The following is a 16,553-nucleotide window of genomic DNA, read 5'->3' as shown; positions in this document are numbered from 1 at the left end:
TCCGGTCACGAATCGTTCTTCTGATCGCTGTTATCCTCGGATTTCTTTTATTCTTATTTCTAAATGGAAAAATCCGATGATAAAGGCGAACACTTCGTTTCGTCAGAATCGATATCGTCCCCTTCACTACTTCGCAATAAATGAAGAACAAATTATAAGACTGATTCAAAATGTCTTCGTAAGACTATGTAACCAGTGTACCACCCATACCCTGACACCTATTGTCATGGTATAATCAGAGCATGGAAAATAACCGACTATTTCGAATGTTGCTTTTGTTATTGGAGAAGAAGAAAGCCACTGCACCCGAACTCGCCCGTTTGTTCGAGATTTCTGTACGCACGGTGTACCGTGATATTGATCGGCTGAGCGCTGCGGGCATCCCCGTCTATACGACGACCGGCAAGCATGGCGGCATTCATCTGATGGACAACTATGTCATGGACAAGTCCCTGTTGTCGGAAGAAGACCAGAACGAAATTCTGATGGGACTCTATAGCGTCAGTGCGATCCCCCACCTTAACAGTGCCCATATGCTGCAACGGTTAACCGCCTTGTTTGATCATAAGCTGGACTGGATCGAATTCAATTTCTCACCCTGGGGCAGCATCCCCCTGCAAGAGAGAGAACTGTTCAATCAGGTGAAACAAGCCATATTAACGAATCAGCTGATTACGTTTCACTACATTAATTCGGATGGCGAGAAGAGTATTCCGACCGTGGAGCCACGGAAGCTTATATTTAAAAACAGTACATGGTACTTCAAAGGATATATCCATGATGATCCCGACCGGAGAGAATTCGAGACATTCAAGATGAAACGGATCACCCAGTTGAGTTTTCTGGCGAGAAAACAGAATCACCCTATCACAGCAAAATCAACCCATCCTGAATCAGAAGCTGCCTCAACCCTGACTCCTCTGACACTCTCATTCTCCAGCACCATTGCATACCGAGTACATGATTTTTTCGAACCGTCCCTCATTAAAAAAGAGCCTGATGGCAGGCTCCGTGTGTCTCTCGAACTGAATGTAGGGGAATGGCTCTACTCCTTCCTGCTATCGTTTGGTTCCGAGCTGACCGTGATCGAGCCTGCTCATGTTGGACAGGAATTGCTCAGGCGTCATATCAAAGCTGTTGAACATTTGCAGAACGTCATGAACAAACAACCCGACAATGAATGATATAATATAGGCCTATACAACTTTTGAGCACAGCTGACTCTCTGTCATCCATCTGACCGAAGGAGGTTTATCCATGCAAGACATTAGACGCAACAATGTGGAACGTTTCAAAGGTTTCGGTACATTATACGATCAAAATCGGCCAGCTGCTCCCACTGAAGTGGTGGATATTCTAACGACATATCTTGGCAGCACACCGCGTATGGTCGCAGATGTTGGCTGTGGCACCGGTTTATCCTCGTGGATCTGGCTTAATGAGGCAGAACGCATCATCGCCTTCGAACCCAGTGATGATATGAGGTCTGTAGCAGAATCCAAGTGGGAATCTGCCGGGAAGCCGGATAACCTGCGTTTTGTGTCCGGATTGTCCCACGACCTCGGACTACCAGATGGAAGTGTGGATGTGTTAACCTGCTCCCAATCATTTCACTGGATGGAGCCGCAACCCACGCTACGCGAGTTCGCACGTGTTCTTCGCACCGGGGGCATATTTGCTGCCTATGATTGCGACTGGCCGCCAATGTTAGACTGGCAGTTAGAACAAGCTTATCTGAAGCTGAATAAGGAAGCAGATCAACGAGCAGCCAGTCTGGCTCCTCAGGATAGCCAGGCACACAAATGGAGCAAGGATGGGCATTTGCAGCAAATTCAAGAGTCCGGTCTGTTCCGATATGTGCGGGAAATCGTGTTTCATCACCACGAGACCTTTGATGCAGACCGATACGTGAATCTGGCCTTGAGCCAAGGCGGCTTGCAAACGGCGTTGAAACTCGGAGCGGATGAGCTATTAACTGTTGCCGACGAGTTCAGAGCGCTGGCTAATCGTGTATTTGACGGACAATCAAGAAAAGTACTCTTTTCTTATCGCATGCGCCTTGGTATTGTCTGAAAACAGTACGTTGCTTGCATCTATTGTACATACCAAATGTAATAAGGAGGTCGTACATGTCATTAACATGACATGTACGACCTCCTTATTATCTATATCCTCACGAAGAGAACAAGTCACTTAACTGTCGTTCTTCTACATTCAATGCCAAGACTAATTTCGTCGGATCCTGCTTTGAATAAATGACGTTAATGATATGACCTTGCTGCACTTCTGGCAGCGCAGATGACAGAATTTCTTTTTGCGTTGTCACGTTGAAGGTTTCACCGTTCGTCTTTGTTATGCTGAGTTTGAGCTGGAGCTTGATCTTATTACTGCCTCCATTCCCAAGTGGAGTGACATCGAGAATCTTGGCCATCGCTTTTTCGCCTGTTCTTGCAATATCCATCATCTCAGGGGATACCCCTTGTTGTACCATCTTTTCATCCAGCAATTGCTGCATATCCTCCTGTGATAATTGCCCTTTCATATCAAGTCCTACCTTGCGCTCATCCTTCACAGAAACCACTAACGGAATGAAACTTCCCGGCTGAAACTGTGCCATGGAGGTCAGTGGAATGACGGTTTTCATCTCGGTATCGTATTTCTCTCGCCCCTTCCGCGACACCGTCAGACCCAATCGAACCTCAGGTTGTTCATTAATATACGTGCCTGTCTGCTGTATGCTCTTAATGATCCCTACTGCCGGTAATCCCGTCTTAACTCGACCCACGCCGAAAATACTGCTCAAAATCGCAGGAACAAAAATCAGTGCGAACCCGGCAAAGATCGCCGGTTTATACCACCATGCCTGCATGATGATAAATGGATCATTCCACAGTTGCTGTGCAAGAAACGGGGAGAAACCCACTCCGAATACCGTTAATACACCAATGAATCTCAGGAAACCTAACATATGTCCCACCCTCTCTTAACCCTTCTCTTACTCTCTCTATCCATACCTTTAGTATAATGTATCTATTAATCGTTGTTATACGTATTACATACCTGGAGTATCACAGTCTTATAAGCGAAGACCTTCTAGATGGACACTAGTCCCATGTAGATCAGTTCAGACGGATTCGCTGGATTCTGACCCAATCCCACCCGATCTCCAACTCGTGGAATCTGCATTTTGGACACCAGTGTCTCCAAGGTTCGCTGATACTGGTTACCGGTTGTCTCCGTCACATCCAAGACAAGCACAACAATCGGATCAAAGTTGATCAGTTTGCCTGTATCGGTGATTGTCACCACCGTTGCTGTTGCCGTTAATGGTAGCGAACCACTCGCGGCCAATTGTGCCTGTTTTGCCGAATCTAGACTCTGGTTGATTGCCTCCCGATGTTCCTTCGATACAAAGCCTTTCATCATCATGCCAGTGAGTCCTTTATTCATCATTTTATCCGCTTTAGCAATCGCATCTTCCTGCTTGTTCTTTTTACCGAACCATCCCATATTAAGCACCTCATTTGTTTTGTTTTTGTCTATAGTTAAATTATAAACACCGCGGCTTGTCTTTGAATACCCTTCTGGCGCCATACAAAAAAACGAAAAAATCCGGCAATTAAATTACCGGATCATCGTTTCTATGGTAAGGATTGAAACCCATTTCGCAAAAAAAGATCTGCTAATGCGATCTTCATTTTACGATTAGCGACCATTTTTTGTACCAGATGCGTTGGCATTGCACCAAATCATATTTAATATACTCATTTTTGAATGTGTGTCCATATTATAATCATCATTCTAACTCATTGCGGTTAATACTACGGCAATCGTATTAAACGCACCGTGAACAATCATGCCTGGCACGACCGATCCTGTCCGTTCATACGTCCATGCAAACACAACGCCACTAATAAAATTTACGGGCATGGCATTAATCGTTGGAAAGTGAGCAAGAGTAAAGATTAGAGCACTAATCACAATCGCCCATCTCATTCTGATACGAGTCCGTAGCCAGCGATATATGAACCCTCGGTAAAAGATCTCCTCATAGAGAGGTGACACAAATCCAGCCGAAACGATACCGAGAGCGATAGTAAAAAGAGTGACATTTTGCTGCAGACTCTCTGTTTTGCTGTTGTCTACCGTATTTCCAAAAAAACTGGTGAGATATACTGCCATCACACTTAAAATGATGAGAATCAGAAGCCAAAGTACAATTCTCCACCAATCCCTTAAGGGGACTCCCTTCACGCCCACCTCTCTCCACGACAGCTTCTTCGGTCCCAAAGCAACCAAATACAGTCCCGTCAACAGTGTAATTGCGATCGTAAGCCCTGTGAGTGTTCCAGAATAAAGGGTATTATCCAACCACTCCTCATATCCGGACTGTATCGGGTATTTAATCACGAACATTACAAATACAAATTCCAGCGTTAGCAATACTATTAACTCACGCCATGTCCACTGATCCGTCTTTTTCCACATTACCGCTCTAGTCATTCTCGATCCCTCAATCCTCTGTTATATATTATAATGATATTAGGTGACGTAACGTCACCTGCAAGCACTTTTTGGGAGGAAAAAACATGCAGAGATGGACAACAGGACAAGTATCCAAACAGAGAGATATCTCCGTGAGAACACTACGTTATTATGATCAGATCGGTCTACTACAACCGAGTCATAAGGAAGACAACGGTCGCCGTTATTATTCAGAGGAAGACTTATTCACGCTTGAAAAAATCACGTTGCTCAAATCACTATCATTATCGCTTGAAGACATACAAACTGTAATGAACAAGCTATCTTTTCGTCATATTCTGATCGCTCATCATAATCATCTTCAGGAGCAATTAACTTCAATTCAGGGCAGTATTGAAAATACTACGTCTTTGATCAACATGATTGATCTGGAAGGTATACTTTCCTGGGATCGGGTTTCGCATCTGGTCCAAAACGTACAACCCGTTTCTAAACAGTGGATGGATTACTTCAATACCGAAGAAGCTGCCTTTCTACAGAAAGCATTACCGAAACTTAATAATAATGATAAGATTACTCAGCAATATGTCTCCTTGATACGCCGGGTTGAGTGGTGCATACAACGATCTGTTCCTCCCCAATCGGATGAAGGCTATAACATTGCCTCTGAATTAATGAAGTTGTCTCACGATACTTTTAATGGCGATGAGACGTTGATCGAGAAGTTTTGGGAAGTGAGGAAGCTTCCTGCTACAGAGTCAGGACTATATCCCGTATCTGACGAAGTCCTGAACTTTGTGGAGCTTAGTACAGCTTATGCTCTTGAAATGGAATCAAAATTATAGTGGAATGAGAAAGAAAGCCGACTTGTCAGCCGGCTGTATCCAGGGAATATCCTTATAAGGGACTCGTAGTGATCCATCTTTTCCAAACGGATGATATCATTCTACCGCTCTATTTTTTGCGTAACAAATATACCAGTTTCCGATAATACATGGCCGCTTCCTTGTATTTCCGCTGATCCTCGGATACTACAGCTATCCCCTCATATAACGGTTCAAGCCGCACGACATGCTGCGCGGATTCAAAATAAGGCAGACATGCAAGCGCCCGCTCCATGAAAACTTCCCGATCCCCGTGTGCAAGAGACAGCTGGCTCTGGTAGAAGGTTGCGCTCATCTGTTGATCCTGTGTTGTTGCACATTTCAAGAGTTGATCTACACTCTGCGCAAGCACGCCCCAGTTCTTCCGCGCCAGAGCCACTTCGCATCGGTACACACTCATGAGCGGCTGCATCGCGAGCTGTGTTTCTTCCGGCTCCTGCTGCAGCAGTGACTCGAATCGTTCAATCTCCACCTGTGCCTGATCCAGATCACCTGTCATTGTTAACATGACAATGCGATTGTTGGCAATCGCCGTTACCAGATCTCCCTGATTGCCCGCATACACGAGGTTAGCTTCCGCCATGGTTAATGCCGAGAGTGCCTCCTGAACCAGCCCCATCGCGAAGCAATAGCCACTATATGCCACATATAACCCGGACAACCGATGGAACATCCGCTGATCATAGACATGACGCATTGTAAGCTCAAATACCTGTTTTGCCTCTTCGTACTGTTTAACCTGGATGTAGGCTTCCATCTTGATATTTTGCACAGACAGCCAGAATTCACTGCCAGGAAGCGCCAGCTCACTGAGTCGGGTTGCATGAGTTAATACATCTACAAAGGCCATTTTGGAGCGATAATATTGTATTTTATAGAATAAAAATGCCTTGACTAACGGACGCGGCAGATCAATATCGTCTGGACGACCGTATTTCTCCAGGTAAAAATTAAGGTAGGACGTATGTATATACTCATGAGCCGTGGCATCGTTTAATTGCTGGTAATAGACCGCCTTCATCAAGGCCGTTGTCAGTTCAACAGTCAGCGTGTCATCCCGATCTGCCAGCGCATGCACCGTATCTTCAGATATCGCCGAAGCCGGAACGGACATTTTTTCGAAAATAACCTCTGCCCGTTCGAGTGTTTCCTCGTCCTGAGCCGCAGCCTTTAAAATATAGGAAGAAGATACTCCAAGTCGCCCGGCGATCGCTTCTGCCAAGTCCTCAGGGAGCGGATAACGTTCCGCCAGGATATTGGCAAAATGGGCCTGCGTGACCAGACCTTCCACAAGGTCTTTACGGGAGATTTGTTTCCTTTTGCTTAGCAACTCAATACGTTCTTTCAGCATGGTATCCCTGTCCTTTCTATCGTAACAAGCGAGTACATTCTATTCACATCATCGCAAAATTGAAGATATAACACCATTCTTCCGGCGAAATCAAACGAAACGGTTTCCGTTTCCGAGGTAATTGTTTTACAATAAGGAGGTATGTATACGAGCATTTGATCGAAATGCTGAAACATGAGCTGAATATGAAAGGATGCAAATAAATGATTATTAAACCAAGAACACGTGGTTTTATTTGTACCACTTCCCATCCTGTAGGTTGCGCTGCGCAAGTACAGGAACAGATTGATTATGTGAAATCCCAACCGGAGTTAAAAGGACCGCGTAATGTACTCGTGATTGGTGCTTCCACCGGATACGGCTTGGCGTCACGCGTTGTCTCTGCTTTTGGAGCAGGGGCAAATACGGTCGGCATTTACCGTCCGAGCAGTTCTACAGAAAAACGCACAGCTTCAGCAGGCTGGTACAACTCCGCTGCATTTGAGAAAGCCGCTGAAGAAGCAGGCCTGAAATCGTACAGCATCACAGGTGATGCATTCGCAAACGAAACACGAGACAAAGCCGTTGAACTGATTCGCAGTGAACTCGGTCAAGTGGATCTGGTTGTTTACAGCGTTGCGTCCGCACGACGTATTGATCCAAACACGGGCGAAGTCTACAACTCTGTGTTGAAGCCTATTGGACAATCTTACACGAACAAAACGGTAAACTTCCACACTGGTGAGATTAGCTCCGTTACTCTGGAGCCAGCAACTGAAGAAGAAATTAGTCAGACGGTAACCGTTATGGGTGGAGACGATTGGGAACTGTGGATGGATGCCCTGCAACAAGGCGGCGTACTTGCGGATGATGCAACAACGATTGCTTTCTCCTACATCGGACCTGAACTTACCCATGCCATCTATCGTGATGGTTCCATCGGTCAGGCCAAGAATCATCTGGAAGCCACGGCACACAAGCTGAATGATCGTTTAAGTGCCAAAGGTGGACGTGCTTACGTAACTGTAGCCAAAGCGCTCGTGACTCAATCCAGCTCCGCGATTCCAGTGGTGCCACTGTACATCTCTGCTTTGTACAAAGTCATGAAAGAAAAGGGCTTGCACGAGGGATGCATCGAGCAATTGCAACGTCTGTTTGCTGATCGCCTGTATGCTGGTGGAGAAGTTCCAACCGATGCCGAAGGTCGCATTCGCATTGACGATTGGGAGATGAGAGCTGACGTTCAGGAAGAAGTCGCGAAACTCTGGAATGAGTTGACCACAGAAAATATTTACGATCTGTCCGATCTGGAAGGTTACCGTCGCGAATTCTTCCAGCTGTTTGGTTTTGAGACCGATGGCGTGGATTATGAAGCAGACGTTGATCCAAACGTTGAAGTGCCCCATCTGGTAAACTAAAGAATTTTTGGCGTGGACCTAAACTTAGGTTTTCATTAGCACTTCTGATCTCATGCTAAAGATGTGATATTAAAATCAATGAAGGAGGAGCCAATTGGCTCCCCTTTTTTGTCCTTTTTTATGCTTCTTACTACTTCTTTGCGCATTTCCATTCCCTTAATCCATTCCAGTTTTTGTACCTCTTCATGCTTTCATGTATATCCCCTAATCAAATCAATTTAAGCTTTTTTTTCAGCTCTTTCGGTACCGTCTTCTCAATAGTGATAGAACGCGCTCCATGCATGGAGGCAAAGAATTGAAGCCCATCCCGAAAATCCGTAATCCATTCCTCCACAGGTGGAGCAGTCTCTTCCATTGATAACAAACGAACGGTAAGTACTCCAGTTTTGCGATCAAGTCGCGGGTCCATGCGTCCAATCAACCGATCACCGTGAAGAATCGGCATGGCATAATAACCGTATGTTCTTTTCACCTCTGGCGTATAGATCTCCCATTTATAATGAAAATCGAATAAATCGACAATCCGTTCTCTTCTCCATAACAGGTTGTCCAGTGGCGGCAGGAAACGTACCGGGCCTGATGGATCATAGTGTGGCTCTTCCCTCTCCATGTGCAATAACATATCCTCATCTTCAGCTCGAATATAATAAGGCGTCGCCACATCCTCCACCTTAAGCGGGATCATTCTCCCATCTGACACACGGGCAGCCATATCGGCGCGTCGTTCAGCCGCTGTAGATTTTAGCCAACCCAGACGGGGATCACGGGCATCTACGACGCGATACGCATGAATGTATTTATCCAGCAGAGCCTGCCTCTGGGCCAACACATCTATATCTTCTTTTATCGGAACTCCCTGTTGCTGCAATCCGGATTCGGTAATATGAAAATAACGTTCATTTCCCTGCCTCGCCACCACACAAATCACAGCAGAGTCTAACAGTAGATTCAGAGCAAGTGTGGTATCCTTCGTCTTTGGCACATCTGCACTGTCCCAATAACCACTTACCCGTTCAACAGCACGGAAGGCTCTTGAAGGTAAAGGTCCTTCCTCCTTCAAACGCTGTAACACATGCTGCACTGTTTGCTCCAGACCTTGTAAGGATGGAGCCAGACGCTCCCTTAATCGGGCACGCACAGGTTCAAAGAGAGCATAATCCTCGATTGGAATGACACAGGCAGCATTTGCAAAATATTCAAACACCTTATGATCACTCAGCAGCGCATTTAAGCTGTCAGCCGTATAACCCGGGTCACGAGCACCCAGCACCAGATGCTGGTTTCCGGTTACAGCAGCCACAGGATCGATCTGCACGCAACCAAGGGAACGAATCAAACTCAAAACTTGATTGGGACCCGATGGTAAGGAAACTGCGGGCCAACGTTCCAGTAAAGCTTGTGTTTGCAGCAAAAAACGCCGAACGATTTTTTTATTCATGCGCAGCGCTGTTGTCATATGTATAGGTTCTTCCCTTCATTGAATATACAAGAATTATAGTCCAACTTATAAGATTGATTTTAACAGTCCACATGATTACTTTCCAACCAAAGAAAGAATTCTACCGTCTTCCTTATCCAGCAATCCGTTTCTCATAGACAAAATAAAAAGAAGCATCACCATCCTGGATGATCTGCTTCTTGTGTTTGACCTTTTGCAATTTTTCCTGCTTCGTAGGCATAAGCCGTACATGCTGGGATAACGCACCATAATTTCCGTTAACTCTTCGGCTCTGTTCCGAGCACCATTGACCTGATCGCTCTGCTTTGCGTAATGCTTTTTGTGTTTGTGTACGTGCCATAATGGATTACACACTCCTTTGGTTGATATACACTCAATATATCATGTGTAGCTACGCACGTGAAGGTGCTTTCTACTGGAATGGGCATATACATATTTAAGAAGGCTTCCACCGAGTAACTTAGCGAGATTGCCGCTTTCGCCGGGACTGCCACGTCTCGATTGGTTCATGATCATCTTCTTCGATCAGTTCCAATGCTTCTTCCAGTCTTCTGGCTTTGAATAACAGAATTAATTCCATCAGGTCTTCCCTGTCCAGCAGTTTCACTCCATTAACCGCTGCAAGCGTCCGACAGGCTTCCGTGTAACGGGCGGAAGTTAATACAATCGACCGGTCAGCTTCATAATAACGCATGGACGTATAGATTTCCTGCACGGCACTTAACCCTACGGGATGGTTTGCACCATATCGCTTCGCTTGCACAACACTTCGTCTGCCGAGTCGATCCACAAATACAAGATCCGCACCGAAATCCCGGCTGCTCGTCGTTTTATGAACCTCATCGTACCCGAGTTCTTCGAATAGATGATAAAGATATAGTTCAAATTCAGAACCATCCTCCATCTTGTCGATGTCCTTTATCGTAATCTTCCTGGGATTGGCTTCACTTCGGATCCGCTGCCCGCGCCCGATAACACGCCGAATAATCCAGGCCAGCAGCAACAATATGATGATACATCCAATGACCCATTGGGTCACATTTTCACTCCAGTTCATAGTTATTCTCCTTGTTTCATTTCCTTTGTTCTATCCAACTTCTTACGCAGATATGGCTTATCACCGCACTAAATATATCAAACTTCCACCTTCATCGAAAGAAGATGAATTCCCTGTAACCGTTATACTTCTCCAAACACGGTTATTTCGACAAACCAATGATAAAAGGTTACAGTGCGTTCGGTTGAATTCAATATGTCATCAATGGTAAAATTCAACAATCGGTTCCCTTTTTGAACCGAAGAAGAAAGGTGGTTTATCACTTGCATACATTGACCAAACACAAGTCCAAAACATGGGCTGCCCTCGTTCTTAGCGGCATGCTCCTCTTCACCATGAATACAACGAGTTACGCCGCCGCTTCACCCGAATCCATGCCCAAACCGGCGTGGACGTCATCTTCCCTGATGCTCTCTGAGGCTAATACTGAGAAAGATGTCCTGATCAAGGGAATCCATGCCGTGCCCTCCAAAAATCTTGTATATGTACATGCCTCCCAGCCCGTAACGAAAACAAGCAGCAAAACTACACTGGACTGGCAATTGGACTCTCTCCAAGCATTCGATGCTACAACTGGGCAATTGAAGTGGAATACGATATTCCATGAGAAAAGCGGTCCTTACACCACATACTCCGATTCGGTATATGCCAGCAACGGTACAGCATATGTGTATATGGAATATTCGGACAAAACCAAAAAATTGTACTCATTCAATACATCCGGTAAAACCAACTGGATCAAAACGGTGAATTCACCTGCAAGCATATCCCTATTGGATAACGATACACTGATGGTTGCTTCAAGTCAGGGTGTACAATCGAATGGTTCCATTCGCTCAGCCATCTCGTTATATGACAAAAAGGGCAAATTGATTACCGAAAAGACCATTAACGGCAACGTGCTCAAGGCTGATTATGATCGAATTGTAGTGGATGCCAGTAAACAAACCAAGGTAGGCAACTTCTGGCAGCAAGCTGCGAACCCCAAGGTGGAGATCTATGATCGTACGTTGAATCGTCTGTCCTTCTATCAATTTCCTTCCAATGCCAATACACTGGGAGATGGCGGCGGTGAATCGCTGGCTATTCTGGACGATGGTTCCATTATTATGCGTGCCAATTTTGAGAACACGGGTAACCGACTGATGGGCTTTGGCACCGATGGCAAGCTTGCTTGGGGACGTGCCATTGCTGGTGATGCCTACATCCAAACGGCTGGCAACGGCTATACGATCCTTACAGGGCAGAAGTTGGAACTGTACACGATGAAAGGCAAAGTTACTGAGCGTACGTTCAAGGACGCACAGCCTGCATTGATGCATGTTGACCAGACACAGGATGGTCAGTACCAGCTGGATTTTGCCAAAACAGGATACATTCTTGATCCGCAGACGCTGGAAGACGTGCATATCTACACGACCAGTGCTACAGTTCCTTCATTAGAAGGTGTCTCCACCTATGTGGATGACGTCATCTATTCCATGAACGATGAGACATTGTCCAAGTATGTATTGAAGTCCAATGTTGCAAAATAAAAAGAGTTTTACTGGCTAGTTATCGTATGTTCGTGATCCAAACTAATATCTAGATTCAATAATAAGCCGTGCGAGTTCCATAAGGAGCTCGCACGGCTTATTGCATGTCAGGATAGAATTATCCTATTTCCAATTCTCTTCAATAAATTCGTCCCGTCCGGATAATGCACGGTCTTCCTTATAGTGTTTCTCGTTTTTCTTGTGGTAATCCTGGTGATAGTCTTCAGCCGGATAGAACACAGCTGCATCACGAATTTCCGTAACAATCGGTTGACTGAATCGTCCGCTGGCTGCCAGTTCCTGCTTGGACTGTTCAGCAAGCTCACGTTGACGTTCATTATGCACAAAAATCGCCGTACGATACTGCGTCCCCCGATCCTGGAATTGACCTCCGTCATCCGTCGGATCAATCTGAGGCCAGTACAGCTCCAGCAGTCGTTCATAAGGGAATACATCCGGATCAAATGTAATTTCAACCACTTCGACATGACCGGTCTCTCCGGTTTTGACTTGCTCATAGGTTGGATTCTCGACGTGACCGCCAGCATAACCCGATATAATGCCATGAATGCCCGGTTGTTCTTCAAACGGTGTAACCATACACCAGAAACATCCGCCGGCGAATGTAGCCTTTTCCATTCCGTTCATCCCTTCTTATCTAAACTACCTTTTACACTTGCCACTCCGATGACAGAACAACCTTCCGATCGCTGTTATCCCCAGATTTTTTATTTGGCTTTACAAGGGGAAATCTGGTGATAAAGGCGAACACTACGCTTCTTCAGGTTATTTCTGTCCTCTACGTTCTCGTGTAAATGTTAGTTCAATTTATATAGATAGCTGATACGCATATCTTCATATATTCTAAAACAACAAGAGGTTGATTGAAAGCCATCGTTATGGCTCTCAATCAACCTCTTCATTGGTGATTCATTTTGGCTGACAACTTGTTCAAGAATTTATCTTGAAACTGGTTACCCGCGACTACGTCCCATCGAACGGAAGATCAAGCTTACAATCGCTACAAGTACGATCGCACCAATCAATGCAGGTACAATGTGGAATCCGCCCATCTCAGGACCCATATCGCCCAAGATTACTCCACCTAACCATCCACCGATGAAACCCGCAATGATGTTGCCAATAACACCACCTGGGATGTCACGACCAACGATCAAACCTGCCAACCATCCAATGATACCACCGATAATTAATGACCATAACCAACCCATATCATTCACCTCTAATTAAAGTTTTTGTTGTTGTCTGTCTACTATTAACCGCTACAGAAGCATTTAAACAATTGGCATAAAAATTTTTGCATATTACCGTTTGTCCAATGCGTTCTACTCTGTAAAATAGGCCGTGGCCCAGTATGAAACAGATCACGTTACTTTCCGGCATCTCACCAGCTCAGGGCTGCGTTATGTACCTCCCGAAAGTCATTGTATGTTAGAGCAGACAAGGTTAGTATCACCAATTGAGGTAGGATTATTTATAAAATTGCGTCATAGTATAGAATTGATGGGTTAAGTCTGATCAATAAAAGCCTGCACGGCCCTTACCTGGCTGCGCCAGCCAAGTATGTTTGTGGCTCTTGTCCAGCTCGCCACGCATGGACTGAATGACTTTCACAATGTCGGTCTGTCCATTCTGATGCCATTCCAGTGCCGCACTCACATACAATTCACCTAGCTGTGCAAGAGAGAACGTGTCGGTCAGGCGAGCAGCTTCGACCGCGCCCTCTTCACCCGCGAATACAGTAAAGCCCCGTTGACGCAAATATTGCAGGCGCAGCGCCTCATCAGGCAACGGAATTTCGTAAGCCCGGTCAAACCGTCCAGCACGGTTCATGAGGCCAGGGTCTATTTTCTCCGGATAATTCGTTGTCCCGATCAGGAAAATGCCTTCTTTCGACGTAGCTCCATCCAGTGTATTCAGGAAAAAGGAACGGACTTCATCCGGCATCGAATCGATGTCTTCAATGATCAGTACCATTGGTGCGAGCCGCTTGGCAGCCTCGAATACTTCACGCACCGATTCACTGTTGGTATACTCCGTTATCTGCCAATACGCAGCCGGTCCAGGAATACTTCCCGCAATGGATTTCACCAACGTAGTCTTTCCGTTTCCGGGATGCCCATACAAGAGAATTCCCCGTTTGTACGGGATGTCATAATCTCTGTAGAAGGAGCGATCTGCTTCGAAGAACTGATCCAGCGAGCGGAAAATATCCTGCTTGATCTGTGCTGAGAGAACAACATCCTCTCTTCCCACGGAACGAGTAATGGATTCAACATGTCGATCGCTGCCATTTCGGGCATCGGTGTATACCGTCACTTTTTTCATATTTTGCTGACGTTCCCGTTCCCGGACACTTCCCAGAAACTGCTTCATCTCCTCATCACCAACGGCAAAGACAAAGTCCTCACTGTAAATTCCGTTCTCTCGGAAAAATGGAACCCGCACAAGTGCTACGCCCCACTTCGGATAGGCAAATACGTTGTTGCGAATGGAGTAATGCACACCATACGTGGGCACATCGCCATCATCGTCATAATGCAATGTCTGAAGCTCCAGATCCTCGAATATGCGGGCTACCAACTCCACTTCGGCACTGCCATTCTGCAAATCTTCCCGGAGTAACTCCCAGTATTCATTGTTCGGGTCAGAACTGGCATACAGCTTGTATTCAATGCCATAGCGCTGATGGAGTGCCTCACTGATTCCACGGATCAGCCTTGAATAGATGGCGTACCCTTCCACTCGAATTCGGGTATCATGTTGTTCGTCATAGGTGTAGATTGCCTGGGTTGGATCGGTTTGTTTTTCGTTTACTGTCATTATTTCGCTCCCTTCACCGCTGCAAGCGGTTTGCATTTGGCTACAACTTGAGCCAGGCCTGCGCCGGTAACACTGTCTATAATTTCATCTACATTTTTATAAGCCTGAGGTGATTCATCAATAATGGATTCAAGTGAGCGTTGGTTTACCACAATCTCATCTTCTGTACCCACACCCAGTGCCGTAGCAAAATCCTCCACGGAAACCAGTCGTTTCGTTGCCGTCCGTGAACGAATGCGACCCGCACCATGACATATTGAATAATAATTATCAGCACCCTGTGGCTGACCTACCATGATATATGAAGCAGTCCCCATGGACCCCGGAATAAGTGCCGGATGTCCTGTTGCCAGATAAGGCTTTGGATTGTCCGGGTGACCTGCCGGCAACGCACGTGTCGCTCCTTTTCGATGTACAAAAACGGAACCCTGGTCTGCGTGAGACTCTTCCCAGGCATAGTTGTGCATCAGATCGTATAACGTACGGAATTCACATTTGGAGCCAAACACATCGCGGAATGCTTCGCGAATAGCATACGCAATCAGGTGCCGATTGACAACCGCATAATTCAATGCAGAATACATCATGTTCACATAATGACGACCTTCCGCATGCTCCAATGGAGCAAATACCAGTCTGGGATCAGATGTTCCCAGGTTAAGCCGCTGCATAACTTTGGCAATTGCTGACGAACTCATCTGACTTACATAACCACCCCATGCACGAGAGCCGGAATGAATCATGACCACGATCTGTCCATCATACAATCCCCAAGCTTCGGCAATTTCACGATTCTCTTCAGCAATCTCAATCGCCTGGATCTCGGCAAAATGATTCCCGCCACCCAGTGTTCCTAGCTGCCGATGCGAACGATGCCATGTCATATCTGGAATGTGGTTTAACACATCCTCATCGTAACTGAACTTGCTGCTTTCCACATGTGTCATCGAGGTTGATTTTTTCGGTGTATAGCTGTCCGGAATATACTTTTTGGGTAACCCATGCAGCCCTTTACGAACAATGTGCTCCAGTCTGATATCCGAGTAATGACCTCGCTGGTTCGCCTCCATGGGCAATACTTTCTCAATAGCCTTAACGAGTTTGCGGCGAAGCTTGATATCCTTCAATTCGTCTTTGTGCAAGTTCGTCATATGCACTCGCATGCCACAGCCAATATCACTGCCCACGATGGAGGGAGATACGTATCCGCTCTGCGCATCCCACACGGCTGTTGTTCCAATACAGGTACCTACACCGACATGCACGTCAGGTGTGTAACTCATGTAAGAGATTCCCGGAATCTGCAGATTGTTGTTCGCCATTTCGAATACTTTGTAATCGAGCGAGGAAAAGAGTTGTTGCGCAGCATATACGGTCAGGTCCCCTGCAGGCAATTTCACTTCATGCCGGTAGGCACCTGTGATTTCATTGGGATTGGCAAATAAATTAAATTCTGTATTCATAAAAATGTTTATTCCTTCCTGTACGTTCAGCAAATTCGGTTTGCTGATTCATCTGTAATATAAAACTAAAAAAAGCCA

Annotated in this window: 16 protein-coding genes; 5 read left to right on the top strand and 11 right to left on the bottom strand. The window is 45.9% G+C overall.

Features of this window, described 5'->3' with window-relative positions:
* Positions 1-242: 242 nt before the first annotated feature.
* Together MHH93_RS13710 and MHH93_RS13705 are read left to right on the top strand one after the other, a co-directional pair.
* A complete protein-coding gene (locus MHH93_RS13710; RefSeq protein WP_500054463.1) occupies positions 243-1,184 on the top strand; it encodes a helix-turn-helix transcriptional regulator in 942 nt (313 codons plus the stop codon).
* A 73-nt stretch (positions 1,185-1,257) separates the two neighbouring features.
* Positions 1,258-2,073, top strand: coding sequence for a class I SAM-dependent methyltransferase (locus MHH93_RS13705; protein WP_500054462.1), 816 nt, complete (start codon positions 1,258-1,260; stop codon positions 2,071-2,073).
* Positions 2,074-2,173: 100 nt separating this feature from the next.
* On the opposite strand, the gene MHH93_RS13700 is transcribed toward MHH93_RS13705, so the two are convergent.
* The 3 genes from MHH93_RS13700 to MHH93_RS13690 all read right to left on the bottom strand — a co-directional run bounded on the left by MHH93_RS13700 (position 2,174) and on the right by MHH93_RS13690 (position 4,503).
* The gene (locus MHH93_RS13700) at positions 2,174-2,968 is read right to left on the bottom strand and encodes a hypothetical protein (RefSeq protein WP_500054461.1); all 795 of its coding nucleotides are present in this window, start codon (positions 2,966-2,968) and stop codon (positions 2,174-2,176) included.
* A gap of 125 nt (positions 2,969-3,093) precedes the next feature.
* Positions 3,094-3,510, bottom strand: coding sequence for a hypothetical protein (locus MHH93_RS13695; RefSeq protein ID WP_500054460.1), 417 nt, complete (start codon positions 3,508-3,510; stop codon positions 3,094-3,096).
* Between the two features lie 291 nt (positions 3,511-3,801).
* The gene (locus tag MHH93_RS13690) at positions 3,802-4,503 is read right to left on the bottom strand and encodes a CPBP family intramembrane glutamic endopeptidase (protein WP_500054459.1); all 702 of its coding nucleotides are present in this window, start codon (positions 4,501-4,503) and stop codon (positions 3,802-3,804) included.
* 86 nt (positions 4,504-4,589) lie between these two features.
* Here MHH93_RS13690 and MHH93_RS13685 point away from each other — a divergent pair, with 86 nt between their 5' ends.
* Positions 4,590-5,330, top strand: coding sequence for a MerR family transcriptional regulator (locus tag MHH93_RS13685; RefSeq protein ID WP_500054458.1), 741 nt, complete (start codon positions 4,590-4,592; stop codon positions 5,328-5,330).
* A 109-nt stretch (positions 5,331-5,439) separates the two neighbouring features.
* Here the strand turns inward: MHH93_RS13685 and MHH93_RS13680 are convergent, their stop codons facing one another.
* Positions 5,440-6,720, bottom strand: a complete 1,281-nt coding sequence (locus tag MHH93_RS13680) for an XRE family transcriptional regulator (RefSeq protein ID WP_500054457.1) — start codon at positions 6,718-6,720, stop codon at positions 5,440-5,442.
* Positions 6,721-6,923: 203 nt separating this feature from the next.
* Between MHH93_RS13680 and fabV the strand changes: the two genes are divergently transcribed.
* Positions 6,924-8,117, top strand: a complete 1,194-nt coding sequence (gene fabV, locus MHH93_RS13675; RefSeq protein ID WP_500054456.1) for an enoyl-ACP reductase FabV — start codon at positions 6,924-6,926, stop codon at positions 8,115-8,117.
* 208 nt (positions 8,118-8,325) lie between these two features.
* Here fabV and MHH93_RS13670 read toward each other — a convergent pair whose 3' ends face one another.
* The 3 genes from MHH93_RS13670 to MHH93_RS13660 form a co-directional block, all read right to left on the bottom strand.
* Positions 8,326-9,573: a DNA glycosylase AlkZ-like family protein gene (locus MHH93_RS13670; protein ID WP_500054455.1), complete on the bottom strand. Its 1,248-nt coding sequence runs from the start codon at positions 9,571-9,573 to the stop codon at positions 8,326-8,328.
* Between the two features lie 115 nt (positions 9,574-9,688).
* Positions 9,689-9,916 (bottom strand): ribosome rescue factor BrfA, encoded by a 228-nt coding sequence (gene brfA / locus MHH93_RS13665; protein WP_500054454.1) that lies wholly within the window; start codon positions 9,914-9,916, stop codon positions 9,689-9,691.
* 120 nt (positions 9,917-10,036) lie between these two features.
* Positions 10,037-10,633, bottom strand: coding sequence for a restriction endonuclease (locus MHH93_RS13660; RefSeq protein ID WP_500054453.1), 597 nt, complete (start codon positions 10,631-10,633; stop codon positions 10,037-10,039).
* A 263-nt stretch (positions 10,634-10,896) separates the two neighbouring features.
* Here MHH93_RS13660 and MHH93_RS13655 point away from each other — a divergent pair, with 263 nt between their 5' ends.
* Positions 10,897-12,168, top strand: coding sequence for a hypothetical protein (locus MHH93_RS13655; RefSeq protein ID WP_500054452.1), 1,272 nt, complete (start codon positions 10,897-10,899; stop codon positions 12,166-12,168).
* 123 nt (positions 12,169-12,291) lie between these two features.
* On the opposite strand, the gene msrA is transcribed toward MHH93_RS13655, so the two are convergent.
* From msrA to MHH93_RS13635, 4 genes are all read right to left on the bottom strand, one after another.
* Positions 12,292-12,807, bottom strand: a complete 516-nt coding sequence (msrA, locus tag MHH93_RS13650) for a peptide-methionine (S)-S-oxide reductase MsrA (protein WP_500054451.1) — start codon at positions 12,805-12,807, stop codon at positions 12,292-12,294.
* A 335-nt stretch (positions 12,808-13,142) separates the two neighbouring features.
* Positions 13,143-13,400 carry a GlsB/YeaQ/YmgE family stress response membrane protein gene (locus MHH93_RS13645; protein WP_062835823.1) on the bottom strand — a complete coding sequence of 86 codons (258 nt, stop codon included), beginning with the start codon at positions 13,398-13,400 and terminating at the stop codon, positions 13,143-13,145.
* A 307-nt stretch (positions 13,401-13,707) separates the two neighbouring features.
* Positions 13,708-15,012 (bottom strand): ATP-binding protein, encoded by a 1,305-nt coding sequence (locus MHH93_RS13640; RefSeq protein WP_500054450.1) that lies wholly within the window; start codon positions 15,010-15,012, stop codon positions 13,708-13,710.
* The gene (locus MHH93_RS13635) at positions 15,012-16,475 is read right to left on the bottom strand and encodes an RtcB family protein (protein WP_500054449.1); all 1,464 of its coding nucleotides are present in this window, start codon (positions 16,473-16,475) and stop codon (positions 15,012-15,014) included. The genes MHH93_RS13640 and MHH93_RS13635 overlap by 1 nt, the downstream gene beginning before the upstream one ends.
* Positions 16,476-16,553: the final 78 nt, after the last annotated feature.

This window comes from Priestia sp. FSL H7-0729, from assembly GCF_038005685.1.
Lineage (GTDB): Bacteria > Bacillota > Bacilli > Paenibacillales > Paenibacillaceae > Paenibacillus.
The sequence above is the reverse complement of the archived record's forward strand: the minus strand, read 5'-3'. Positions and strand labels throughout refer to the sequence as shown.

What these genes read in the sequence shown, in the direction of transcription:
- MHH93_RS13710 (WP_500054463.1), top strand. Translation starts at nt 243, where the DNA reads ATGGAAAATAACCGACTATTTCGAATGTTGCTTTTGTTATTGGAGAAG.
- MHH93_RS13705 (WP_500054462.1), top strand. Translation starts at nt 1,258, where the DNA reads ATGCAAGACATTAGACGCAACAATGTGGAACGTTTCAAAGGTTTCGGT.
- MHH93_RS13700 (WP_500054461.1), bottom strand. Translation starts at nt 2,968, where the DNA reads ATGTTAGGTTTCCTGAGATTCATTGGTGTATTAACGGTATTCGGAGTG.
- MHH93_RS13695 (WP_500054460.1), bottom strand. Translation starts at nt 3,510, where the DNA reads ATGGGATGGTTCGGTAAAAAGAACAAGCAGGAAGATGCGATTGCTAAA.
- MHH93_RS13690 (WP_500054459.1), bottom strand. Translation starts at nt 4,503, where the DNA reads ATGACTAGAGCGGTAATGTGGAAAAAGACGGATCAGTGGACATGGCGT.
- MHH93_RS13685 (WP_500054458.1), top strand. Translation starts at nt 4,590, where the DNA reads ATGCAGAGATGGACAACAGGACAAGTATCCAAACAGAGAGATATCTCC.
- MHH93_RS13680 (WP_500054457.1), bottom strand. Translation starts at nt 6,720, where the DNA reads ATGCTGAAAGAACGTATTGAGTTGCTAAGCAAAAGGAAACAAATCTCC.
- fabV (WP_500054456.1), top strand. Translation starts at nt 6,924, where the DNA reads ATGATTATTAAACCAAGAACACGTGGTTTTATTTGTACCACTTCCCAT.
- MHH93_RS13670 (WP_500054455.1), bottom strand. Translation starts at nt 9,573, where the DNA reads ATGACAACAGCGCTGCGCATGAATAAAAAAATCGTTCGGCGTTTTTTG.
- brfA (WP_500054454.1), bottom strand. Translation starts at nt 9,916, where the DNA reads ATGGCACGTACACAAACACAAAAAGCATTACGCAAAGCAGAGCGATCA.
- MHH93_RS13660 (WP_500054453.1), bottom strand. Translation starts at nt 10,633, where the DNA reads ATGAACTGGAGTGAAAATGTGACCCAATGGGTCATTGGATGTATCATC.
- msrA (WP_500054451.1), bottom strand. Translation starts at nt 12,807, where the DNA reads ATGGAAAAGGCTACATTCGCCGGCGGATGTTTCTGGTGTATGGTTACA.
- MHH93_RS13645 (WP_062835823.1), bottom strand. Translation starts at nt 13,400, where the DNA reads ATGGGTTGGTTATGGTCATTAATTATCGGTGGTATCATTGGATGGTTG.
- MHH93_RS13640 (WP_500054450.1), bottom strand. Translation starts at nt 15,012, where the DNA reads ATGACAGTAAACGAAAAACAAACCGATCCAACCCAGGCAATCTACACC.
- MHH93_RS13635 (WP_500054449.1), bottom strand. Translation starts at nt 16,475, where the DNA reads ATGAATACAGAATTTAATTTATTTGCCAATCCCAATGAAATCACAGGT.